The organism is Fibrella forsythiae (assembly GCF_017353175.1).
GTDB classification, from domain to species: Bacteria; Bacteroidota; Bacteroidia; order Cytophagales; family Spirosomataceae; genus Fibrella; species Fibrella forsythiae.
Map to the genome: position 1 here is coordinate 1,299,441 of NZ_JAFMYW010000001.1, position 24,643 is coordinate 1,324,083.

Genomic DNA, 24,643 nt, shown 5'->3' on the forward strand with positions numbered 1-24,643 from the left:
TGATACAGCAGCATATCAATGCATCGTTGATCTCGCATCAAGATACCATGCGTTGGCCATCAACGTCGAGGCAATCAATGTTATCCAAGGGCGTCGTTAACTATGAGATTGTGCAACGCGAGGACAGTTCATACGTCGCTATTCGGCATCAACCTCGCCAAGCATCTTATTACCCAGCTAAACTTCAGGTGTTCTTTTTCTACGGGTTACCTTACAAAGAAATTCATCACCGGTTGACGGTGTTCTGAGGCTCAAGTGAGAGTATGTTGATGACTAATAGTTCACTCTCTCATCTGTGGTAACTTATAGCTTGAAGAGACAAAACAGAAGCCGGATGTGAGCCCAGCTTCTGTTTTCTGATACGTACCCAACTACTTACCGTTTTTCGATACCTTCCAGCACGCGGCGAATGACGTTGGCACGGACCATAAAATCGAGTGAGCCAGGTACGTCCCGCTCGTCGATCACGGCTTTGAACCGTTGCAGAAAATCGATATAATCGGCCAGGGCCTGCGATACATTATCGCGGTTCTGGTCAAAGATCGGTGCCCACATCTGGGGCGAGCTTTTGGCTAAGCGGACGGTGCTGCTGAAACCTGTGCTGGCCATATCGAAGATGGCCTGTTCATCTTTCTCTTTTTCCAGCACCGTTAATCCCAGGGCAAATGCGCTGATGTGGCTCAGGTGTGATACGTAAGCCAAATGTAGATCATGCTCTTGCGGTGTCATGTAAAACAGCTTCATGCCGATGTCGTTGAACATGGCTTCTACCAGGCTTAGGCTATCGGACTGGCTTTTTTCGCGGTCGCAGATGATCAGGTTTTTGCCGGGGAGCAACTCCCGAAACGCCGCACCGGGTCCCGAATTTTCAGTGCCCGCCATTGGGTGAACCGCTACGAATTGTGCACGGTTCGGATGCAGATCAACCAACGCGCAGATTCCCTCCTTGGTTGAACCCAGATCAAGCACAGTAGCATCGACCGGCAGGTGATCCAACACTGTAGGCAATAGGGTCAAGATCGTGTTGACGGGCGTTGCCAGCACAACTAATGTGCTTTGGGCTACAGCCTCAGTCAGGGGCATCATTTCATCAATAATGCCCTTCGCCAATGCCAGTTGGCCATGTACCGCCGACGCATCGACGCCAATAAACCGTGCCTTGGGGTATTTTTCGCGAACAGCCAGCGCAAACGAGCCCCCGAGCAAACCAACACCAACAATCGAAATAGTCATATACGTAACCGGTTTACAGCCAGCTCAATTCGTTCTTTTGGCATACAGAGCGACACTCGGATATAGCGATTGCCTTTGGGGCCAAAGATCAGGCCGGGGGCAATGAAGATATGCTTGTTATACAGCAAATCATCAACGAGGGCCTCGGCAGATGGAATACTATCAGGAAGTTTGGCCCATAGAAACATTCCCTCCTGATCGCGGGCATAGGTACAACCCAGCGTATCCAAAAACGCATAAGCGGCTTCCAGCCGGCCCTGATATACGGCGTTGCGCTGCGCATGCCATTCATCAGGGTTTTGTAAGGCCGTAGCTGCTGCTTGTTGTAGCGCTAGGAACATGCCTGAATCGACGTTGCTTTTGATAGTCAAGACCGCATCGATATACGATTTTGCGCCAGCCAGCCAGCCAACACGCCAGCCAGCCATGTTGTGCGACTTGCTCATCGAATTCAGTTCCACGGCCACCTCTTTAGCACCATCAATCGATAGCAGGCTGATCGGCGCTTTCTTGTTCAGCACCAAACTGTAAGGGTTATCGTGGCAGAGCAGCAGCTTATGTTCATGCGCAAACCTAACGGCTTCTTCGAAGAGACTTCGCGTGGCTGGAGCGCCCGTTGGCATATGCGGATAATTCAGCCAGATAATCCGGGTACGTTCCGTTAGTTGGTCGGCCATCTGTTGCCAGTCGGGTTGCCAACCCTGATGTTCCAGCAAGCTGTACTCAACTACATTTGCGCCTACCATCTGACTCACCGCCCGATACGCCGGGTAGCCCAGTTCAGGCACCATCACTTCGTCACACTCATTCAAAAACGTCAACGAAAGGTGAGTGATCGCTTCTTTCGAGCCAATCATCGGGAGTAACTCGGTCTCGGGATCAAGCTGTACGCCGTAGGTATGGGCATAGTATGCTGCGATTCCCTGACGCAGGGCCGGAATCCCTTTATACGATTGATAACCGTGCGCTGTTGGCTGGTGTGCCGTTTGCGCTAGCGTGTCGATAGTCGCTTCAGAAGGCATCATATCCGGATTACCGATGCCAATGTTAATAACATCATGACCCGCTGTCTGTAGCTTACGCACTTCGGCCAACTTGATGGAGAAATAGTATTCCTGAGCCTGATTGGCGCGGTGAGCAAGAGGGATAATCACAATCTAACTTGGGTACGTGAATGAATAAGCTTGTACAGTTGATGAAGTCACATTCCAGGTACGTAGCCGAAACCCGTTCCTACAAAAATACAAAAGCCGCCCCAGACAGGGGCGGCTTTTACGCATATCATGCAAGTTGTCTAGTTCAGGAAGGCCAGTCGCAGATCATTTAACTGGCTCCGAAGCGACGCATCGATCTGACGGTCACCTACGCGGAGAACGTACCCACCAATAAGTTTGCCATCCTGTTTCTCTTCCAGTTCAACCGTTTTCCCGCCGGTCAACGACTTCACTTTGGCTTTCAGCTGGGTGCGAAGCTCTTCAGTGAGGGGCACCGTAGTGATTACCGTAGCCCGTTCAACGCCTTTCAGCTTATCGAACTGAGTACAAAACGCAACAGCAATATCTTCGAGAATATTATCGCGGCCTTTTTGCGCTACGATCTTAAAGAACGACATCGTCATCGGATTCAGCTTGCTGCCAAATACCGCGTTGATAATGTTCCATTTTTTCGCGTTACGCACGATAGGGTTCTTCAGCAAAACACCCAACGCGCGGTTTTCAGAAATGGTACGTTGGAAATAGAGCATGTCGCCATACATCTCTTCCACAATACCTTTTTCCTGAGCCAAATCGATCAGCGATTTAGCATACCGGGCAGCAACCGTTGAAATAGCCATCGTTTACTACCGTTTAGTTTAACCGTGATGACGCCACCAGGTCTTGTACCAGTTTCTCCTGAGATGCTTTGTCGGCCAATTCGCGACGCAGCACTTTCTCGGCTACTTCAATCGAGAGATTGACAACGTCTTTCTTCATCGAAGCAACGAGTGCCTGACGTTCGTTCTGCATGGCATCGCGCGCCTGCTCCAGCATACGCTGCCCTTCGGCAACGGCTTTGTCACGGGCTTCAGCGATAACACGGTCGGCCGTTTCTTTAGCACCACGAAGAATCGTGTCGCGTTCGATACGGGCCTGTGCCAGAATCTGTTCGTTCTCCGATTTCAGTTTAGCCATTTCACCACGCGTTTTTTCGGCAAGGTCAAGGGCACCCTGAATGCTGTTTTCGCGCTCTTTCAGGCTCGAAGCAATAGGGCCCCAGGCAAATTTGCTGAGCAGAAAGAACAGTAAACCAAAAATGACTACTTGCCAAACTAACAGGCCAATATCGGGGGTAAGCAGGTCCATAGTAAATTATAAATTAGCGTAATGAGTCAAGAAATTATAGGCTCTCTTTTGTTGTAAAAGTTGCCTGCCAACGGCAACCCCAATTGGCAGGCTAACTAGAAATGCGGTGTATCCCGTGCGTCGTTGCCTAGTGCTCAGACAAGATACGTACTGATGACCGGGCGATTAAGCCAAGGCAACCAGCAGACAGATAACGGCAGCGAACAGAGCCACGGCCTCGATCAGGGCGGCAATGATCAGCATGGCGGTTTGGATACGACCAGCGGCTTCTGGCTGGCGGGCAATGCCCTCCATCGCGCTACCACCGATACGACCAATACCAAGACCAGCACCAATAGCGGCCAGACCAGCACCGATAGCAGCACCCATGATGGCTACACTACCAGTCGCTTCCAATAAGATTGACAGCAAAAAAGCTAACATCTTCAAACAGATTTATATGTGAAAAAGAAACAAAAGAAAGCAAACTAAGAACTACCCGATCTCTTCGCCAGGACCTTCGTAACCGATACCATGATCGGCTTCGTGGTGGTCTTCAATGGCGCTACCGATATACATCGATGTCAGCAGTGTGAAGATGAACGCTTGCAGGAAAGCAACCAGCAATTCGATCAGGTTCATGAATAGGGTAAAGGGAACTACGATCAAGCTTACGCCATAACCAGTACCGGCACTTGCCTGACCAGCAATGAAGATCAGCGACAGCAGCGCCAGAATGATAATGTGACCGGCCGTGATGTTGGCGAATAACCGGATCATCAGCGACAATGGCTTCATGAACAGTCCAACGATCTCGACCGGAATCATAATCGGTAGCAGGGCTACAGGTACACCAGTTGGTTTTACCAGGTGCATCCAGTAATGCTTATTGCCACTGAAATTTGTAACAAAGAACGTAATGACCGCTAAAACCATCGTGACGGCAATGTTTCCGGTCAGGTTGGCGCCACCGGGTAACAGGCCCAGCAGATTATTTACCAGGATAAAGAAGAACAGCGTAAGCAGGTATGGAAGATACTTTTCGTATTTCGGTCCTAGATTCGGCTTGGCGATTTCGTCACGAACAAACATGACGATCGGCTCAAGGAATGACTGTAAGCCTTTAGGCGCTTTTCCTTTGTTTACGGTATAGCTTTTAGCGATTGACGTAAAGACGAAGAACAGGATAAGCGCACTGATTAACAGTGACGCTACGTTCTTCGAGATCGAAAAATCACTTACATGAATGTCTTCCACAGGTTTACCAGCTTCATCGACCCGATGAACATGACCGTGTTCCAGCTTGTATCCATTGTAAACTTCGCCGTGGGCCAGCCGTGATGAGGAGAAAACCTCTACACCCCGATCAGCTGTGTACAGAATAACGGGTAGTGGTAAGGTAAGACCATGAGCAAACTCCCAGCCTTTGTCGTCACTGATGTGGTGAGTGATCATGTCACCAACCTTAAATCCTTTCTTCTCTTCAGCGTGAGCTTCGTGACCACCTTCGGCGGTGTGCTCCTGCGCAAATGCACCCGCTACCGTGCTGAACAAAAGGGCAAAAGCGAGCAAAAATCTATTAATTGACGAACTCATCATATGAAATAAGTAAGCGTTTCTACGAATCGCGCCGCAATTTACGCGTAAGGCCGTAGATTTCAAAACTGGTGTAAACTAAATACAATCCAAGAAAGCTAAGAACGAAGATTTTGCGGCCAGGTACGTTGTTGTACAGCATCACGCCCATGAACGCTAAGCTCAGAATCAGCTTGGCTGTGATGAAAGCCATGAAGAAAGTGGTGAACTGCGCTGATTTAGGGTCTTTTACGAAACTCATGAGCCGATGAAGCAACACCGACAACATGGTGTAGAACAACAATAAATAAGGCCAGTAGGGATGCAGCCAGTTTGGTTTGTATAATCGGTCAGCTACAAAAAATACAATTCCTATGAATGCCGTTAACAGCAGCGAATCACGCATTACATGTTAATTTTTCGTTTAACAGCATTAACCTGATTTTAATAAGGCGTTTACCAAAGAAGCCAAATAATATCCTGCCAATCGCCTTAATGCTGTTAAATCGATTGGTTTAATTTTTGGGCAATTGCTTGATAAAAAGATAAAGCGACGCAAAAATGGCGAACAACGAAAGCCCTATTGTCCAGCCGGGGGTTTTGTTGCCCTGCCACTGATCGAGTTTCATACCGGCATACACGCCCACGCCGATGGTTCCCAGCATCTGAATACCGATACCGCTGTATTGCGCAAAGGCCGACGGACGTCGGTCATCGTTATTGCCCTGAGCGGGCTTGTTTGGGCGTTCGGATGAATTCATCGTCGGAAAATAGCTAATTTCGCCACGCTGGCACAGGATTCGATACGTTAGCCGGTAGGTGGCTCGTTTTATCTACAACTGATTCAGCATTATTTTGTCACTTTTACAAAGGTACGTCCCGGAAAGGGGCAATAGCCAACATCTTTATCGTGTATGCTCCGTTTCCGACTTAACTCCATCGCTTCTCTAGGCCTGATTGCCTTGCTGGCGGGTGAATTCTGGTCGTGTTCGCAGCATAGCAATGGCTCTATGAGCAAGGGGTATCATAACCTGACTGCTCATTTCAACGCCTATGTTATGGCACGCGACGATATCGACGAAGTGGAGCGTTACATGTTCAAAAACAGGCAGGAAAATTACAACGAAACGCTGCCCATTCTCCTGCCACTCGATTCAAACGCGACGCAATCGGTACGTCCGCAGTTAGATGATGCGATCAAGAAAGCATCGCTGGTGGCAGAACGGCACCAGAACAGTAAGTGGGTCGATAATGCGTATGTGCTCATCGGCAAAACCCGCCTCTACCGGCAGGATTTGCCCAATGCGATTGAGGTGTTTAAATACGTGAACACGAAAGGCACCGACGATGCCGATAAGCACGAAGCGCTCATTCTACTCATGCGGGCCTACACTGAATCGGGCGATTTCCCGAACGCGTTAACTGTGGCGGAGTACCTGCGCGCGCAACCGCTGAATAAACTGAACACCCGAAATTTTTACCTGACAAAGGCTTACCTGCATCAGCGGAAAGGAGAAACACTGGTAGCTGCGGGTATTCTGGATGCGACCTTTCCATTGCTGAAAAAGTCGGAAGCGATGGCTCGTTTGCACCTGATTGCAGGTCAATTGTATGAATCGGCAGGAAAGCCAGCGCTGGCTACCCCTCATTTTCAGCAAGTGCTTCGCAGTCGGCCCAACTATAATCAGGAGTTTTTTGCCAACATTTACCTGATGCAGGCTGATGGCAATGACCCGAAGCAACTGGCTCAAAACGCGGAACGGTTTGAGGAAATGCTGAACGACCGCAAAAACTCAGATCTGAAAGACAAGATTTACTTCACGATGGGCAAGGCCGATGCGCGCCGGGGTAATTATGATCGAGCATTAGCAAATTTCAACAAAGCAATTCAAACAGGAGTATCTAATACGGCGCAGGTCCCATTAACATACGCTGAAATGGGTAATCTGTATTTTGAGAAAAAGCGCAACTACAGCAAGGCTCAGGCCTATTACGATAGTTCACTGGCACTGTTGCCGCAGAATAATGCGCTATATACGACCATAGCTAACCGGAAGAAGTCGCTGGATGAGTTTGTGAATAATCAGACCATAATTGATCGGGAAGATAGTTTGCAGCGCATGGCACAGATGAACCCGGCCGCCCTGGATCAGCTATTAGATAAAATCATTGACCAGCGCGAGAAGGAAGATGCGGCTCAGGCTGAACTGGCCAAGCAAATCACCGGGCGCACTAACTTGTCTGGTGCGCAGGCCACCAATTCTGATCTGGCTCCAAATGACCGTTGGGTGCTCTACAACCCGATTCAGATGGTACAGGGCAAGCAGGAATTCATGCAGGTTTGGGGAAATCGTCCGCTGGCCGATAACTGGCGGCGGCAAAATAAAGATGCCTCTCAGGCAATCGCTGGTGATAGCAACCCATTGAATGCGCCTAACCCCGCAGACGCTACCAACCCCGCGGCAACGTTACCTGTTGCGGGGTCGCGCCCACCAGTGGCCAATACGCTGAATCAGCGTAAAACAAAAAAGGACGAGTTGTATCGGCAGATACCCTTCTCGGCAGATGCACTGCAAAAATCGAATGACCTGCTCGAGTCGGCCCTTTACCGCCAGGGCAAGCTGTACAAATTTCAGTTGGAACAACCGCTATTGGCCATGACCACACTGGATCGACTATTGGTCCGCTATCCTAATTCCAGCTATAAACCCGAAGCCTACTATCTATTGTACCTTGCTGCTGAACAGGCGGGAAAATCGTCGCCTTGGCGTGATAAACTTCTAGCTGAGTTTCCAACGTCGTCGTACGCTAAACTATTGACGGCGGCGGGAAATAACCCGGTAGCAATTGGTGGTACAGAATCGGGCAAGGGTGGTGTCAACGAGATTGCTGCCAACCAAACCTATGGAAAGCTGTATGAGTTGTACCAATCGGGCAACAGCACAGAAGCGCTGGCACGGGTTGAAGCAGCGCTGGGTACGTTCGGCGGCTCGAAGATTGCCGACAAAATGGCCCTGTTGCGGATTATCCTGATTGGTCGGGTACAGGGCGGTGATGCCTACCGGCAAGCCCTGAATGAATTCGTTCGTGATTATCCGACGAGTCCATTACTTTCACATATAAAAGAACGTCAGGTTGCCGCTGAGCAGCTTACGGCGAAAAGGACTAAACAATAAGTTCCAAGTTTCAGGTGTCAGGTTTCAAGTGCGTTGTTTCACTACATAATGTCGGTAAAGCAAGGCACTTGAAACCTGATACATGAAACTTGAAGCTTTCTCCCACCCATGATTGACTTTGCTTCCGGGCAGTATCGCACTACCATTTCCCGACTCTGGAAATTTGTTTTGATTTCACTGGCCGCCATTGTGCTGTATGTACTGGCGGTATCGGTGAATTTCCTTTGGCTTTTCGGCGGCATGCCTGATCTGAAAGCACTGGAAAATCCGAAGAGCCAGGAGGCCTCAACCATCTATTTTAATGACGGCCCGCAGATGGGCAAGTTCTATCTGGAAAACCGCACGCCGATCGACATCACACAGGTATCGCCCAACGTCATTTCGGCGTTACTGGCCACTGAGGATGCTCGTTTTATGAAGCATTCAGGCATCGATTTCCGGTCTATTGCCAGAGCCATCACAGGCATTCTTACGTTTCAGAATACAGCCAGCACAGGGGGAGGTAGTACGCTGACACAACAGACGGCAAAAAACCTGTTCAATACGCGGGAAGAGCAGTATGAAGGCATTTTAGGTGACCTGCCGGTTATTAAGCTCGTGATTGCCAAAACAAAGGAATGGATTCTGGCGGTACGGCTTGAGCGCAATTATACCAAGCAGGAAATCATTATGATGTATCTGAACACGGTATCGTTCGGCAACAATACATATGGTATCAAGACGGCGGCTAAAACGTATTTCAACCGTGAGCCCTGGCAACTCTCTGTTGAAGAGAGCGCAACGCTGGTAGGTATGTTAAAGAATCCGTCACTGTTTGATCCCCGCGTTTTCGAGGACCGATCGCGTGAGCGGCGAAATGTAGTATTGGCACAGATGAAGAAATATAAGTTTCTGACCACCGATCAATACGTCGCCTATAAAATCAAGCCGCTAAAGCTCGATTTCAATATTGAGAATCAGAATACCAACAAAGCTCCGTATTACTGCGCGGCCATCAGAGATTACCTGAAAAGCTGGATCAAGCAGTATAACCAGGAAAACGGCAAAGACCTGAACTTATACACCAGCGGCCTGAAAATCTACTCGACGCTCGATTCCCGTATGCAGAAAGCAGCCGAAGAGGCCGTGATGGCCAATATGCGGGATCAGCAGGGGAAATTTTACCAGCAGTGGCGGGGACGAAATCCGTGGGTATTCAAGAATGCAGCCAACCAATGGCAGGAAATGCCCAACTTCATTGAAAATGCAGTGAAACGCACCAGCCGATATCGGTTGCTGAAGGAAGTATACGGCGACGACAAAGCAAAAATCTGGCAAGAACTCAATAAGCCGGTTAAGATGAAGGTATTCACCTATGCCAATCGGCGTATGGAGAAAGATACAGTTATGAGTCCGATTGATTCGTTACGTTATTACAAACGCCTGCTTCATACTGGTTTTGTCTCGATGGATCCTACCACCGGTTACGTTCGGGCGTGGGTAGGGGGTATCAACTTCAAGTACATGAAGTTCGACCATGTGGCACAAGGAAAACGTCAGCCAGGATCGACATTCAAGCCGTTTGTCTATCTGACAGCGCTGAATAATAATTATTTCACCACCTGCGACCGAATCACGGACAGCCCCGTTACGTTTGCGGCATATGAAGATGGCAATGGTCCCCGTTCCTGGACACCCAAGAACTCTACTGGCCGCTACAGTGGGCGGGCATTATCGCTGCGTGAAGCAATCGGTGCATCCGTTAATAGTGTATCGGCGCGGCTTATCAAAAAATCTACAGCAGCGGCGGTTAAAAAGACGGCGGCCGACCTGGGAATCGATACAACGGGTTTTCCCACAAACCCAACCCTTTGCCTGGGAACTGCCGACGTTTCTGTTATGGACATGGTAGCCGCCTATTGCACGTTTGCCAATAGTGGTCACCGCGTAGAGCCTATCACAATCTATCGAATTACGGACAAGAACGACAACGTATTACACAATTTCACGCTGAACGCCGTGCAGGTCATCAGCGCTCAAAAAGCGTATGATATGCTGTATCTGATGCGTGGGGCTACTGAAGATCCGGGCGGAACAGCAGCACGTCTCGCCTCACAGTATAAACTTCTGGAAAGCGGAAACCAGATTGCGGCGAAAACGGGTACTACATCGAGCTTTTCAGATGGATGGTTCATGGGGATTACGCAAAATCTGGTCTCTGGACTCTGGGTTGGTGGCGATGACCGGTCTATCCACTTTAAGGATATTGCGTTTGGTCAGGGAGCACGTCTGGCTATGCCTGCGTGGGGATTGTTCATGCAGAAAGTATACGCTGAAAAATCGCTGACCAAATATAAACCGGGGCCATTTTTGAAACCAAATGGTTATAAAGTAGACTGTGGTGGTTATTACATCGATTCTGCCCAGCGGTATATTCCACCCCAGATTGCCCCTACGGAAGAAGAGGAAATCTTGAATTAATGTTCGTATCTGCTGGCCCTGCCAGTATCGAGACGATACCGCCCAGAAGGCATAAAACGGCAACCTTTAGCCAGGTACGTTCGTTAACGATACATGCCAGAATTCGACTACAAAAAGGAATTAGCAAGGGTACCTCATGAGCCCGGTGTATATCGATATTTCGATGCCACAGGAGAGGTCATTTATGTAGGCAAAGCCAAAGACCTGAAAAATCGGGTCAGCAGCTATTTCGTTAAATCGAATCAGCATGACCGCAAAACGCAGCGGTTAGTAAGCCAGATTCGGAAAATCGAATTCACCATTGTTCATACTGAATTCGACGCCCTTTTGCTCGAAAATCAGTTGATCAAGCGGTATCAGCCGCGCTATAACATTCTGCTGCGTGATGATAAGACGTACCCATTCATCTGCGTTACGAACGAACATTTTCCACGTGTGGTAACCACTCGTCGCATCGAACGCGGTCAAGGGACTTATTACGGACCCTTTGCCAATCTGAAACCAATGTACACGGTGCTGGAGATGTTCAGCCAATTGTTCACGCTACGTACCTGCAACTACAACCTGGCACCCGAAAACATTGAGGCGGGCAAATACAAGGTCTGTCTGGAATACCATATTGGCAATTGCAAAGGCCCCTGCGAAGGAAAGCAGGCAGAGGCCGATTATGACTCCGATATTGAGCAGATTCATGCCATTCTAAAAGGCCAGCTGAAGCCGGCTCAGGATTACTTCCGAAACCGCATGGTTGAAGCTGCCGGTACAATGGCTTTCGAACAAGCGCAGCAGTATAAAGATAAGCTCGATGTCATTCAACGGTTCCAAAGCAAATCAACGGTTGTCAATCCGAAGATCGCCGACGCTGATGTGTTCACTATTGCTTCCGACGAAGTAGCTGCCTACATCAATTTTATGAAGGTGGTGAACGGTACGATCATTCAAACCCACACGGTCGAGATCAAGAAAAAGCTGGAAGAAGCCGACGCAGACCTGTTAGCGATGATGATTATCGAGTTTAGAGATCAGTATGGTAGCCAGGCTAAAGAAATTATTACAAATATTCCGCTCGACACAGATTTGAAAGCAGAAGTGACGGTTCCGCAGATCGGCGACAAGCGCAAACTGATGGATATGTCGCTGAAGAACGTGCTGTATTTTCGTCGTGAACGCCAGGATCGGGCAGCCGCAGAAGCCACTGCCAGCTCAAGCAAGAAAGATCGCGTGCTCATTAAGTTGAAGCAGGACCTACAGCTAAAGAATCTTCCTCACCGAATCGAATGCTTTGATAACTCCAACATTCAGGGAACAAACCCGGTATCGGCCATGGTGTGTTTCATTGATGGAAAGCCAGCTAATAAGGAGTACCGGCATTACAGTATAAAAACGGTAATCGGGCCTAATGACTTCGCCAGTATGCACGAAGTAGTTACGCGCCGATATACTCGTATGCTGGAAGAGAAAGGCCCCCTCCCCGATCTGATTATCATCGATGGTGGTAAGGGGCAATTAAGCGCTGCCTGCGACGCGCTGAAAGCCCTGAATCTATACGGTCAAATTCCAATCATTGGCATAGCGAAACGGTTGGAAGAAATCTACTTCCCGGAAGATACGCTACCCTTATATCTAGATAAGCGGTCAGAATCGCTAAAACTCATTCAACGTTGCCGCGACGAAGCGCACCGGTTCGGCATTACGCATCACCGGGATAAGCGTAGCAAGAACAGCCTGATTAGCGAGTTGGAAGGAATTGAAGGCATTGGTCAGAAGACAGCGGGAAAACTTCTTACGCATTTTAAAGGCGTTAAGAAGATACGAGAAGCCGATGTAGCCGCCATTGCAGAGTTGATTGGCGAGGATAAGGCACAAAAAGTAAAGGCCTATTTCAGCGCGCAAGAACAGGATGTGTAAAAGACCAGGTACGTTCCGGTTATTGCTTTGCGCGCCTTCGGCTCCACCCACGAAACCATTAAGCGTTACAAAAAAGGGCTCCTGCTGATCAGCAGGAGCCCTTTTTTGTAACGCTTAATGGTTTAATATTCCCAAAGGCCGTGTTCAATTTCCATCAGATCATACTCTGTCTGATACGATTTCATGAGTCCTTCCTTATCACCATAAATACCAACAAGCTCTTTATCTTCTGGGTTAGCCACTTTCGTGATCCGACCGTAGAATAAACGAAGGTCAAAGGCATCGGCCAAATTTTTGTGCTGAGCCTGGTTCTGTGAGTTATACCACACAAACTTCTTCGGATCTGACCGGAACAGCTTATCGAGGTCTTTGTACTTGAATGTGGCTACAGGCACTTCGAAACCAGCAGCGTTCTTATCAGCAGGTAGCTTCATGGCTATCGTCTGAATATCGTAGTATAATCGCGACCGTTTCTTATCAAAAATCCAGTCCTCCTTTACTTCAAGAATACTGAGTTCTTTAGGAAAATACTCGTCGCCAGTTAGTGCAGGAGCAACTTTAGCAACCGCTACAGTATCCTTCTGAACAACCGGGGCAACAGGTTGCGTTACCTTGCCTTTTTTACCCTTCGTACTCTTAGCTGTTTTCTTGGGTGCTGGAGTGCCCCAACCGTCGTCAGCTGGTTTAGCGGTTGCCTTTGGTGCTGGGGTGCCCCAACCGTCATCAGCTGGTTTTTTAGCTGCCGTTTTAGCTGGTTCCTGCTTTTTAGTATCTCCCCAGCCATCATTTTTGGTATCGGCTGGCTTACCAAAACCAGCTTCGATCTCCTCCTTTGACAGACCACCGTCCTGATTCGGGACAAGCAGTTTTTCATGGAATTTTTCCGGCGAGATCTTCCTGGTGCACGAGTCATCTTCGTACGCATCGAGCAGCCCGGCTTTCACCGCGTCGATCAAGTATTTGGTGATCTCACTACCTTTAGCGAACATACTCCGATTCTGCGTCTCCTTCAGGTCGATACGACGCCAAAGGGTTTTCTTCATCATGATGTCGCTATCGTCGATAGGACGAACCGACATGGAATTAGCTTTGCTGTTATCACGCTCCTGCGCCATAGCTGCACCGCCCATCAGTGCCAGCGTAGCTGTAGCTGTAAAGGCAATCGTCCGTATCATTATCACTTGCTTCATAGCCTGTGTTCTTTACCTGTATTCTCACTAAAAACGGCTCGTAAGCCGCTTTAGTATAGTTAATATAAGGATATTACCTGCAACATACTTCCCATAGGAACGTCGCTGATATCACCACGGAAATTGCGACGTTGAACACCTTCGAGCGTAATCGTAAGGCGGTCACCTGGCTCCATTTCAGAGGCCATAGCCCCCAATGATCCGCCTCCTGCCGGTAAGGTTATTGGGCCAGCAACCCGACGTGTGCCACGGGCTAGATTCACTGTTATACCTGTTACCCGGAAGTTGGCATCGTTAGGAGCATAGGCCGCGAAACTTGGATCAGCCACAGCCCGCACACTGATACTGCGAGCCGAGCCAACCGGTACACCACGAGGATCGGTAGCAGGGCGGCCGCCCACAAGGTATTCAATCGTAGGACGAGGCACTCTGTTCACTTTAAAATTCTCCGTGCCTAACAGATTACCAGCGTTGCTAATGTTCAAGGATACAGCAGCAGCATTAGGGACAACAGTGATTTTACCTTTTCCGCCCGATGGCAATACTGCAGCACCATTAGCCGAAAATACAGGATTCCATAAAGCTCCCAGCTGTGGACTCTGAATGCTGAGTTTGTTTTCACAACCTAAATAAAGCGGAGGCATTGTTCCGGTTTCAACCTGATACGTCGGCTTCGCTACTGCGTATTCTGCCTTAACAGGAACAGTTTTAACGGTACCATCCGGCGCGTTGTATGAAATTGTACCAGACAAAACGCGTTTCGATAACCCCTGACTATCATACGAACCACCTTGCGCGGTAAACTCAATAATACCGCGCCCATTGTCCATACGAACAGGGCCGCCACTGAGGCTCATGCGGGGCTGAATACCTGACGACGATGCTGCCAGGAACATTTCGCCCCTGAACTTGGTGCCCGCTACAACCACATTTGATTGCATACTCAGCATACCCATGATCTTATCGAACTTCACGTCCTGCGCACCAACTTTCGTTGCCAGATAATTCAGGGTTTCACCTTCAATACGACGAACGTCAGCCTGTTTCTGGCTTAATACAGCCAAAGCAGCCGGAACAGGAGTCTGAGCGAAGTTCAACGTCGGAAAATCTTTCGTGCGTTGTTCCTTCGACCGATTGGCAATCGGATCATCTTTTCCGTCAAGAGCCAGCGGTGCAAACTTAGCGTTTCCCAGTTTCGACAATTCGTCGGCATACTGGTTCAGCGTTCCCTGAAGTTTGTAAGCCTCACCATTTCGGTTGTTACCAACCAATAGCTGCGCTACTTTCTCTTCTTCACTCAGATTTTTGATATTCCCTTCTTCATCGGTTCCTCCACCCGCTTCAACCAATTGTGATTTCAGCCCGTCGATCTGACCAATCATATCAGCCGCTTTCTTGCGAACAAGGTCGGCCTGTTGTAATACAGCAACGTCAGCGGGGCGGTTACCCGTTTTACTGACAGCTGCCTTTATTTTTTCCAGTGTCTCCTGATTGACCCGATTGGCTGAACCCGTTGCTTGTTCTAACGAATTGTTCAGCAGGACGAATTTTTCCAGGATGGCCGATGTCACCTGCAATGCAAGTAACGCGGTCAACACCAGATACATCATCCCGATCATTTTCTGACGGGGTGTCTCTTTTCCACCTGCCATTAGTTGGTAGTGATTTAGTACTGTTTATGATTGTATAACAACGTCAAAGCCCAGCCAGTATCGAATGCTCATCGAGCACTTGACAAGACCACGGACTTTAACGTTGAATTTTAATTTGTTACTGGTTGCTGCCGCGCATGGCTGTGAGCATGCTGCCGTAGACATTGTTAAGCGAGGCCAGATTGCCCGTCAGTTTCGACAGTTCTGACTTAAACTGCTGCGTGTCTTTGCTGGCATCGGCCATGTTCTGCATGGCAGAAGTCAGGTTACCATAGAAAGCATTCATAGCCTTCAGGTGCTTGTTGGTATCCTGCAGTTCCAGTTCATACACGGCGTTCAAGGCACCCATGTTCTTGGTCACTTTCTGGAACTGGTCACGGTAGTCTTTGGCATCGGTAGTAGCATCAGCCATAGAGTTCATGGCTGTGATTGCTGTACCGTATGACTTGTTCATCTCTGAAATAGAACCTGAAGCTGATTTCACGTTACGAGCATAATCGTTGGTAGCTACGGTAGCATCTGTCAGATCGGTCAGCTTGGAAACCGTACTATTCAGATTCTGGAAACCCGATCCAAGTTTTTCAAATACGTCAGGCGTGATTTTAGCCTGTGCCAGCATTTGATCCATATTAGCGGTCAGTCCATTAGCTTGTGGGGTGGCGGCCACGGGTTTACGGGCCTCCCCTTTGTAATCAGGAGCTAATTCAGGATAAACACGCTCCCACTCGTAATCGTCACCAGTAGCGACTGGCTGAGTAAAACTCTGAACGGCATACAATGCAAAGATCACTACCTCTGTCAGCAAGCCCACTGTCAGCATAAAGCCGAACTGTTCATTGTGGGTAATTTTGGCCCAGGCTCCGAAGATTACGACGGCGGCACCGGCACTATAAATGGTAGGAACAAGACGGTCCCAAAAGAAATTTACTTTTCCTGCTGCCATGAGTTGGTTTACAGATGATTTTAAAAAAAGTGGAATTGAAAAGGGTTAAGCTTTACTTCCTTTTGTGCCTTTTGGGGCTTTTGAAGAAGATGATTTCGATGACGAACGGCCAGACGAACGGCCACCTCTTGCTGAAGCTGTACGCCCTTCAAGGTTATCCATCACGCAACGGAAACCAATATAGGACCGCCGGGCGTTTTCGTCTTCATAGGTACGTGTGCCCGACTCTAAGTAGTAGGCGATATCTTTCCACGAACCACCACGAACTACTTTACGCGGCTCATCGGGGTTCTGGTTATCGGGGTTCATATCCCACACAATTGCATTAGCGTTGTCGGCATAGGCATCACGGCACCACTCAGCTACATTACCGGCCATGTTGTATAGCCCGTACTCGTTGGCGTTATACTGATTGGCAGGAGCCGTGTATGGGTAACCATCTGCATCGAAATTACCGCGTTGTGGTTTGAAGTTAGCCAGGTAGCAGCCTTTACCGTTAGCTACGTATGGGTTACCCCAGGGATATTTAGCCCCCTGCTTACCACCGCGAGCAGCCCATTCCCATTCAGCCTCCGAGGGTAACCGGAAACGAGGCGAGTTGACGAGGTTCTCTTTCGTACGATAATCGTTGTACAGATTGGTGCGCCACTGGCAGAAATGCTGAGCAGCTTTCCAGTTGACCCCCACTACCGGGTACGTATCGAAGGCCGGGTGACCATAATAGTACTCAAGCATTGGGTCACCATTGTGATAGGTAAAGTCGTTTTTCCAGACGGTTGTATCAGGGTAATATTTGGCCATGATCTCTTCTTCTCCGATCGAAGCAGCAGAATCGGCCAGCATGGCGTTTACGTATTGGCGGTATTCATGATTTGTGATTTCCGTATCGTCCATGTAGAACGAGCTGATCGTCACGCGGCGATTCATGTTGATCTGCGTAGCAGCGATGTCTTCATCTGCCTGACCCATAATGAATGAGCCTGAAGGAATGAGTACCATGCCGTATGGTGTTGTTTGCCGGTATCCTGGCCGCGACTTAGCCACAATCTCACCGTTGCTTACGCCAACATCTCCAGACTTTCCGCCCCCAAATTTAGATTTAACAAAGCCGCAACTCTGCAAAACCAGCACTGTCGCCACAACCAATACGCCCCGGAGTGTATGTGCCGGCATTCGGTTCGATTTCATATGTATAAACTGCATAAACTTGTGCAAGACTGACGTAAGAACGAAAATCCTCACGCTTATTGTATGTAAATTTTGAATGCCGGAACGAAGCAGTATCTGCTTAGAATGGCTGAAATGAGCGAAACGGTCAAAATTAAACGCGTGGCACCAAACTGCCTAACAACAATGAAGCCAATTTGTCGACTTCACCGAGTGGTTTGTCTCAAAACGACGAAAAAGTAATGTTAGTATCGGAAGCGGGGCGTACGAATAATTGGTTTTTTACTGGTATTAGGTGCTGGCAAGGCATAGCTTAACATAAACTCGTACGAAGCCGGGCGTTTTGCCGAAGTTCCTACCGTAGTAAGATCGCCGGATAGTCCGAGCCGCAAGGCATTATTGGCTAACAGGTTAATTCCTGCCATTCCGGTAATGGCTTCTCCAGTCCGGTATCCGGCCCCAAAAAAGAAATAATTATTTACGGTCGCCAAGAGATTTAGATCAAGTGAAGAGGCCTGCGGGCCTGGTTCAGTACTGTATTTGTACAATACTGACGGTTGAACGTCTACAGCATAACTTACACCAAGTCGGTAACCAGCTGATAAGTAGGCCGTGCGTGAGAGTGGATTGATCCCCTGGGCCGTTCCGAGCTTATAGCTGGTCGTAGCGAGGTGAAACAAACTTACTCCTACCCAGTAATCAACAGTATTATAATGAATACCCGCGCTAACGTCAGGTTGCATTTGTGATACCTTCCCAGTGCCTATCAGGGGATCTCCCGGGTCGCGAACGATCACATCGCTATAATCGATCGATTTATTATACACGCCGCCCTGAACGCCAAACGCCAACGTACCTGACTTCAGCGGTAACCGATACGCGTAGGCAACCTGTACAGACTGGTTTGCCTGAGGCCCAATGGCATCATTGAACGCATAAATACCAACGCCACTGTTCAACCGGGTAAGCGGAAGGTTAGCCGTTAGTAACTGTGTAGTAGGCGCTCCACCAGCCCCCCCGGAAGTCTGGTAGCCTGCCCACTGGGTTCTGTAGATAAGTTGTATCCGCGTAAGGCCTTCAGAACCAGCCGCCGCCGGATTGTAGAACGTAGGCGCGAACGGAAACAGACTGAATTGCGGGTCTTGCTGTCCAAACGCCGTTAGCGCGAGCAGCCAGCCACCAAGTGACACGTAGAGTTTGCGAAGCATAGACGAAGAAAATCCGGGCAGTTGTTACCCTGGTCAATTACCTGATAAACGCCCGTAAACACAAAATATTGACCGAAAAAAGGTCGATACCTGCTTTTTCCACTGGTATCGACCTTTCTCTAACGTCTTACACTTAACTATTGTTGGCTTTCCGTATGTAGAGGTCCAACGCACCGGTCATTGAGGGCGCATTGGGCAACGGTGCCTCAATGTCCAGTGTTAATCCTGCCTCCGTGATTGCCCTGGCTGTAGTTGGGCCGAAAGCGGCCAAACGGATCCCGTTTTGCTTAAAATCAGGAAAGTTGGTCATCAGCGAAGATACCCCCGATGGACTGAAGAACGCGATCAAATCGAAGTAACTGACATCCAGATCAGACAGGTCTGTTGCCACCGTTTCATACATCACCGCTTCTGACAGGTGCAAACCGCCCGTATCCATAAAGTCTGGAATATCATTGCTACGAATATTGGAACACGGGAACAGGAACTTCTCAGTCTTATGCTTTCTGATCAGATCAAAAAGTTCTTTTGCCGTTTTCGTACCCGAGAATATCTTCCGCTTTCTGATGACAATATACTTCTGTAGGTAATTGGCTGTCTGCTCAGAAATACAGAAATATTTCATGTCGGCAGGTACGTCGATACGGGCCTCCAGACAGATCCGGAAGAAGTGGTCAATGGCATTACGGCTCGTAAAAATAATCGCCGTGTGCTCCAGGATGTTAATCTTCTGCTTACGAAACTCCTTATACGATACTCCCTGAATCTGAATAAATGGCCGAAAGTCGATGGTAATATTGTACTTGTCGGCCAGATCGAAGTAAGGAGATTTATCGTCTGCGGGTTTGGATTGGGTCACTAACACATGGCTGACTTTCGTCTGACGTTCCTCGGTGGGCTGTGTGTTGGTATGGCTCATTGAATCTACCTTATGTTACGCATTCCGGCGGCTACGCGGTGTGGTTCTGCACTTGGGAAAAGAGCACGCTTGTTAAACGGCAAACCGGATACCGACAACAAGCGGGATTAATTCCACGATGCAAAGGTAGGAAAATAAATAGAGATTTTTGACCGGCATCAGGCGCACGAAGGTTAGGTACAGCCAGGCCAGCCGCCCCAGATAGAAACTAATGAACGGAATCAGCACATAACTTACTGATGTATCAGTTATGGAAACATAGGGGCTCGTAGCCGCTACCAGTAAGACTAATATGGTGGTGAATATCAGCGAAGATTGTATTACTTTGAAGTAGTGTGAATTCACTAATGCATCAAATTTATACAAACTTCCTACGGCAGCTATCAGTAAGTATTTTCCGATAAGCAGCAGAAATATACCAGCACTAACGATGACATAACTTATTAACAACCAAATGAATGTCTGCTGCTCAGGCAACAGGCCGTTCGAGCCAAACAGGTATACATTCTGATGCTGCACATACATAAACAAAAAAGCCAGTATGAAGCTAAGATTCAGTGTAAAAGCCAGCGAAACACGGCTCAATGGCCTGCTTACAACAAACGATTCTTCGGGCGAGGCCAGCCGAATCAGGTTGACCGGATTGTAAAAAAGCTGAAACGCGCGGCGGAAAAACGTATATAGAAAAGCACTGAAGGCTAGCAGGAACACCAAACCAACGCCAAAGAAGTTACCGAATGGTGATATGATTCGGGGTCTTACACTCAATAGATCATCATTGATCCGAATTGTTTGGCTGGATGCCGCCCGGGGATACCCGATAATCAACTGCCAATTGCCAGCCAAGGAGGGCCCATACAGAGTTAAGAAGAGTTGCGGCTTTCTGTATAACCGATACAGGCTATCAATATCGAGCACCTGCCATTGGCCCGCCGGGCATTTTCGGCGTAATGCGGCATCGATGAATAAAAAACCGTCTTCTTTGCTATGTATCAGCAGTTTGTAATGACGGTTGCTTTCTATGTCTACGGAAGCGCTCAGCGCGTTTTCGGCACTGTGCTGTTCGGCAATAAACGGGACATACGCTTTAAACGCCTCGTCATAGATGACAAGCTCTTGCTGAAAGTCGTGAACAGGAAAGTAAGCCTGTTTCGGGCCAACACCTTCCTGGCGGCCTTGAGCGACGAGCGGAAGAGAGGCAGCGAGAACGAGTAATAGAAAAAGAACGACTGAAAGGCTAGCAATCCGGACACCCATCTTCATACGTGTCTGTTTACCAAAGCCAGTCAGTCGCTCTTTCACTCTTTTTCACGCTTTAATACGTATACGTCCTATTGACCCAGTGCTTTCAGCATGGTTTCGCCAATCAGAGCTGGCGACTCCACTACATGAATACCGCACTCACGCATGATGGCCATCTTGGCGGCCGCTGTGTCATCAGCACCACCAACGATAGCACCAGCATGGCCCATCCGGCGACCTTTCGGTGCAGTTTGGCCGGCAATAAAGCCCACTACAGGCTTACGGTTCCCATCGGCTTTAATCCAGCGGGCGGCTTCTGCTTCCATACCACCACCAATTTCGCCGATCATAACAATGGCTTCAGTTTCGGGGTCGTTCATCAGCAGTTCAACGGCTTCTTTCGTGGTTGTACCAATGATTGGGTCACCACCGATGCCGATAGCGGTTGTTTGGCCAAGGCCAGCTTTGGTCAACTGATCAACCGCCTCATAGGTCAACGTACCTGACTTCGAAACAATACCAACTTTCCCTTTCTGGAAAATGAAAGCTGGCATGATTCCCACTTTGCACTCTCCGGCCGTCATCACACCAGGGCAGTTGGGGCCGATCAGGCGCGTTTCTTTTCCTTTCAGATAGGCTTTAACCGCCACCATATCCTCGGTAGGAATACCTTCCGTGATACAAATAATCACTTTGATACCGGCGTCGGCAGCTTCCATGATCGCGTCGGCGGCAAACGCTGGCGGCACGAAAATGATCGATGTATCGGCACCAGCAGTTGACACGGCTTCCAGTACGGTGTTAAAAACAGGCTTATCCAGATGGGTTTGACCTCCTTTTCCAGGTGTTACGCCACCTACTACGTTTGTTCCGTAGTCAATCATTTGTTGGGCGTGGAAACTCCCTTCAGAGCCGGTAAAGCCCTGCACTATCACTTTCGAGTGCTTGTTTACTAATACGCTCATGCTGTTCGTGGGTCGTAGGCGGTGCCTCGTGCGTTGACGTCTATATTGCAGATAATGGCGCAAAAGTAGACCGAAAAACCATATCTTCCGCAATGATTCTTTCGCATATGATCTCCGACGCGGTGCTGGCCGCAACGGGTGTCTGGGTCTTTGCCACGGCATTCGGACGAGTTCCTTTTTATAATCGCCTGCTTTGGGGCTTTTTCTTTCTGACCATTGCTCTAGCAGCCTTAGTTGGTGTTCTCACCTTTGCGGGATTACTCGTTCTGGAGCCACTTCATCGCTCACTTACCACACTGGCTGGCAGTCTGGGCGTTGTGGCAGTCGTTGTAGCTACATACGCTATTGTTCTCGACCAGCCGCTTTCGCCAGTCAGCTTCAGTGTTTCGCTCGGCATTGGCATACTGCTGTTTATCGTCTTGTTTTTTCCGGAAGTTGCTATTTTCTCTCCCGTTGTGGCGGCGTTGGGCATTCTATTGGTTATGCTGCTGGCTGTGTTCGCTCTGCTACGAAAAAAGCACTGGGCCGTCTGGATTGTGGTAGCTGTTATGCTAATGGCTTTTGCCACGAAAGTTCAGAACGTTATGTTACCCATTCACCCGCTTGATGCCTATCACTACCTCATCGCGCTGGCACTTGTTTGCTTTGGATACGCCATGCGTAAACGCGAACAAACTCTTTGATAGCGTAATATAGAACGGGCGCTTTGTTCAGCGAATGATAACATTTTGCTGCCATCATTCGTCTGTATAGTATGACTCAACGTACCTCATTCACACTTGGCATTGGCGCTTTTCTTTCCTTAACGATCTTTTTTTCGAGCTGTAAGAAAGAAGAGCGAACGAACACTCTGCCCCGTCAGCTTCAGGCAGCACGCCGGTTTGCTGATTCAATCGGCATCGATACTACACACTATATTGTTGCTTCGGCCCAGGCAGATACTGTTGCCGCCCGGGCTGCACTCGAAAAGCTGATTACCGAAATTCATTACGGGCACAAACCTGCTAGCCAGTCATTTGCCAAGCTGCCCGAAAAGGTAGATGCGGAGGTAATCGGCAAGCTAGCCCAGTCTGTTGATGTAGTTGGCGCACTGAAAACTGATGCGGCTACGTTTGCTCCCTATCAGGCGCTGTTGGCCAGGTATAATGAAGCGAAGAAAACAGCCAGCCCAACCCAGCTTAATGAAATCAGGGAAACGCTGAACTTCTACCGGTACCTGAATCGGTTCGGCGCAGAGAAGTTTATCGTAGTGAATATTCCAGCCGCTCGGCTCGCAGTATTTGATAAAACCGGTAAACGTGAATTGCCGATGGACGTAATTGTGGGGAAAGCAGCCAAAGCAACGCCCCGTTTCAATTGCTACCTGACGGAAATTGTGGCCTACCCCTATTGGAACGTACCTGAGGGCATCGCCATGAAGGAAATCGTGCCCAAGGTAAAAGAAAACCTGAGCTATTTAGATAGCCAGAACATGGAGATTCTGGATAGGCGCGAGCAACCGGTCGACCCGGAATCGATTGACTGGAGTAGTGTGTCGGCCGCAAATTTTCCGTACCGGTTTCGTCAGCGATCGGGCTGTAACAACTCGCTGGGGTTGATCAAATTCGTGCTCAATGGGCCACCTGCCATTTATTTACACGATACCAACGCCCGGGAATTGTTCGACCAGACCACCGATCACTGGCGTAGCCACGGGTGTATTCGCGTTGAGAGACCCGTTGAGTTGGCTAATTTCGTACTGGGCACGCCAAAATTCGATCAGGGTTTCTACAACCGCTGCCTGACCGACCAAACCCCGTCGTCGTTCAAATTACCGAAGCCTTACCCGGTGTTTGTTACCTATAATTTAGCCGACGTGGACGAGCAAGGCCAACTGGTTTATTATAAAGACGTATATAAAAAGTCATAGCTGAGCTATGACTTCAAGAACACCGACTTCTTCAGGTACGTATCATCGGGGTAGTAAACGAACAGGCAGGAACCGCCGGCGATTGTGCGAACAATTGGCGAACACTCGGCCGTCGACACAGCGGGGCAACCCTGACTACGACCTAACCGACCAGTGCGACGGATGACCTCCTCACATACATAGTCGGCACCATGCATCACAATGGCTCGCGAAAAGGCATTATCATTTATGCCTTTTTCCAGACCCTGCAACTGCATCGACAAACCATGCTTTCCCTGATACAGTCCCAGGGTTTTATAGAAACCAAGGCTGGATTGAAAAGATGAATTGGTGTTGGAGAATCGCTTCGGCAAGAGTTCGCCTGAGTTGCGGCCATGAGCTACGTACGTGTTGAACAGCAGCTTTCGCTTCACTAAATCAATGACGTACAGCCGTTTTTTACTTGAAGGCTGACTCATATCAACGATCGACAGCAGCGGTTTGGCACCCGAGATTTGTAGCATACCTCGCAGCGCGATGAGGTACGCCTCACGACTCAGACCAGACGAGGCCAGATTCAGCTCATCGTAGAGCATCTGGAAAGTAGAAGGGGCAGGCGCAACTGTTGGCGTAATTTCTCGATGAATTTCGGCAGGAGCTGTAAACTTTTCTGAGCCGGTGATGGCTATCGAAAGCAATGAGAAGACAGCGATCAACGCTTGTTTCATGCAGATACGGGGGCTTACGTTCGACTCGGTCCTACAAAAACGACTAGTCTACTATTTTGATTCACTAT

The 24,643-nt window shown here is 48.9% G+C and carries 22 protein-coding genes; 5 read left to right on the forward strand and 17 right to left on the reverse strand.

Annotation, left to right across the window (positions count from 1 at the left end):
* Positions 1 to 375: 375 nt before the first annotated feature.
* The 8 genes from J2I46_RS05815 to J2I46_RS05850 all read right to left on the reverse strand — a co-directional run bounded on the left by J2I46_RS05815 (position 376) and on the right by J2I46_RS05850 (position 5,890).
* Positions 376 to 1,233, reverse strand: a complete 858-nt coding sequence (locus J2I46_RS05815) for a prephenate dehydrogenase (RefSeq protein WP_207328006.1) — start codon at positions 1,231 to 1,233, stop codon at positions 376 to 378.
* Positions 1,230 to 2,387: a pyridoxal phosphate-dependent aminotransferase gene (locus J2I46_RS05820; RefSeq protein ID WP_207328007.1), complete on the reverse strand. Its 1,158-nt coding sequence runs from the start codon at positions 2,385 to 2,387 to the stop codon at positions 1,230 to 1,232. The genes J2I46_RS05815 and J2I46_RS05820 overlap by 4 nt, the downstream gene beginning before the upstream one ends.
* 140 nt (positions 2,388 to 2,527) lie before the next feature.
* On the reverse strand, positions 2,528 to 3,067 hold the full coding sequence (gene atpH / locus J2I46_RS05825) for an ATP synthase F1 subunit delta (protein ID WP_207328008.1): 540 nt from the start codon (positions 3,065 to 3,067) through the stop codon (positions 2,528 to 2,530).
* Positions 3,068 to 3,080: 13 nt separating this feature from the next.
* Positions 3,081 to 3,575 (reverse strand): F0F1 ATP synthase subunit B, encoded by a 495-nt coding sequence (gene atpF, locus J2I46_RS05830; RefSeq protein WP_207328009.1) that lies wholly within the window; start codon positions 3,573 to 3,575, stop codon positions 3,081 to 3,083.
* Between the two features lie 165 nt (positions 3,576 to 3,740).
* Complete coding sequence (atpE, locus tag J2I46_RS05835; RefSeq protein ID WP_207328010.1) at positions 3,741 to 3,998, reverse strand: ATP synthase F0 subunit C; 258 nt, start codon at positions 3,996 to 3,998, stop codon at positions 3,741 to 3,743.
* A 51-nt stretch (positions 3,999 to 4,049) separates the two neighbouring features.
* A complete protein-coding gene (gene atpB, locus J2I46_RS05840) occupies positions 4,050 to 5,153 on the reverse strand; it encodes a F0F1 ATP synthase subunit A (RefSeq protein ID WP_207328011.1) in 1,104 nt (367 codons plus the stop codon).
* A gap of 19 nt (positions 5,154 to 5,172) precedes the next feature.
* Positions 5,173 to 5,535, reverse strand: coding sequence for a hypothetical protein (locus tag J2I46_RS05845; RefSeq protein WP_207328012.1), 363 nt, complete (start codon positions 5,533 to 5,535; stop codon positions 5,173 to 5,175).
* Between the two features lie 109 nt (positions 5,536 to 5,644).
* Positions 5,645 to 5,890: an AtpZ/AtpI family protein gene (locus tag J2I46_RS05850; RefSeq protein WP_207328013.1), complete on the reverse strand. Its 246-nt coding sequence runs from the start codon at positions 5,888 to 5,890 to the stop codon at positions 5,645 to 5,647.
* 153 nt (positions 5,891 to 6,043) lie between these two features.
* Between J2I46_RS05850 and porW the strand changes: the two genes are divergently transcribed.
* The 3 genes from porW to uvrC all read left to right on the forward strand — a co-directional run bounded on the left by porW (position 6,044) and on the right by uvrC (position 12,673).
* Complete coding sequence (gene porW, locus J2I46_RS05855) at positions 6,044 to 8,305, forward strand: type IX secretion system periplasmic lipoprotein PorW/SprE (RefSeq protein ID WP_207328014.1); 2,262 nt, start codon at positions 6,044 to 6,046, stop codon at positions 8,303 to 8,305.
* A 108-nt stretch (positions 8,306 to 8,413) separates the two neighbouring features.
* Positions 8,414 to 10,765, forward strand: a complete 2,352-nt coding sequence (locus J2I46_RS05860) for a penicillin-binding protein 1A (protein ID WP_207328015.1) — start codon at positions 8,414 to 8,416, stop codon at positions 10,763 to 10,765.
* Positions 10,766 to 10,858: 93 nt separating this feature from the next.
* Positions 10,859 to 12,673, forward strand: coding sequence for an excinuclease ABC subunit UvrC (gene uvrC, locus J2I46_RS05865; RefSeq protein WP_207328016.1), 1,815 nt, complete (start codon positions 10,859 to 10,861; stop codon positions 12,671 to 12,673).
* Between the two features lie 122 nt (positions 12,674 to 12,795).
* Here the strand turns inward: uvrC and porN are convergent, their stop codons facing one another.
* The 8 genes from porN to sucD all read right to left on the reverse strand — a co-directional run bounded on the left by porN (position 12,796) and on the right by sucD (position 21,959).
* The gene (gene porN, locus J2I46_RS05870) at positions 12,796 to 13,863 is read right to left on the reverse strand and encodes a type IX secretion system ring subunit PorN/GldN (protein WP_207328017.1); all 1,068 of its coding nucleotides are present in this window, start codon (positions 13,861 to 13,863) and stop codon (positions 12,796 to 12,798) included.
* Between the two features lie 59 nt (positions 13,864 to 13,922).
* A complete protein-coding gene (gene porM / locus J2I46_RS05875; RefSeq protein ID WP_207328018.1) occupies positions 13,923 to 15,515 on the reverse strand; it encodes a type IX secretion system motor protein PorM/GldM in 1,593 nt (530 codons plus the stop codon).
* Between the two features lie 118 nt (positions 15,516 to 15,633).
* Positions 15,634 to 16,458: a type IX secretion system motor protein PorL/GldL gene (gene porL / locus J2I46_RS05880; RefSeq protein ID WP_207328019.1), complete on the reverse strand. Its 825-nt coding sequence runs from the start codon at positions 16,456 to 16,458 to the stop codon at positions 15,634 to 15,636.
* Positions 16,459 to 16,503: 45 nt separating this feature from the next.
* Entirely contained in the window at positions 16,504 to 17,646 is a 1,143-nt protein-coding gene (gene porK / locus J2I46_RS05885; RefSeq protein ID WP_229379541.1) for a T9SS ring complex lipoprotein PorK/GldK, read from the reverse strand.
* A 224-nt stretch (positions 17,647 to 17,870) separates the two neighbouring features.
* Positions 17,871 to 18,833: a PorP/SprF family type IX secretion system membrane protein gene (locus tag J2I46_RS05890; RefSeq protein ID WP_207328021.1), complete on the reverse strand. Its 963-nt coding sequence runs from the start codon at positions 18,831 to 18,833 to the stop codon at positions 17,871 to 17,873.
* 133 nt (positions 18,834 to 18,966) lie between these two features.
* Positions 18,967 to 19,752, reverse strand: coding sequence for a uroporphyrinogen-III synthase (locus J2I46_RS05895; RefSeq protein WP_207328022.1), 786 nt, complete (start codon positions 19,750 to 19,752; stop codon positions 18,967 to 18,969).
* 72 nt (positions 19,753 to 19,824) lie between these two features.
* A complete protein-coding gene (locus J2I46_RS05900) occupies positions 19,825 to 21,015 on the reverse strand; it encodes a DUF4271 domain-containing protein (RefSeq protein ID WP_229379544.1) in 1,191 nt (396 codons plus the stop codon).
* Between the two features lie 68 nt (positions 21,016 to 21,083).
* Positions 21,084 to 21,959, reverse strand: coding sequence for a succinate--CoA ligase subunit alpha (gene sucD / locus J2I46_RS05905; RefSeq protein ID WP_207328023.1), 876 nt, complete (start codon positions 21,957 to 21,959; stop codon positions 21,084 to 21,086).
* 92 nt (positions 21,960 to 22,051) lie between these two features.
* Between sucD and J2I46_RS05910 the strand changes: the two genes are divergently transcribed.
* Entirely contained in the window at positions 22,052 to 22,642 is a 591-nt protein-coding gene (locus J2I46_RS05910) for a DUF6962 family protein (RefSeq protein WP_207328024.1), read from the forward strand.
* A gap of 71 nt (positions 22,643 to 22,713) precedes the next feature.
* Positions 22,714 to 23,868 (forward strand): L,D-transpeptidase family protein, encoded by a 1,155-nt coding sequence (locus tag J2I46_RS05915; protein ID WP_207328025.1) that lies wholly within the window; start codon positions 22,714 to 22,716, stop codon positions 23,866 to 23,868.
* A gap of 5 nt (positions 23,869 to 23,873) precedes the next feature.
* Here J2I46_RS05915 and J2I46_RS05920 read toward each other — a convergent pair whose 3' ends face one another.
* The gene (locus tag J2I46_RS05920; protein ID WP_207328026.1) at positions 23,874 to 24,575 is read right to left on the reverse strand and encodes a murein L,D-transpeptidase catalytic domain family protein; all 702 of its coding nucleotides are present in this window, start codon (positions 24,573 to 24,575) and stop codon (positions 23,874 to 23,876) included.
* Between the last annotated feature and the right edge of the window lie 68 nt (positions 24,576 to 24,643).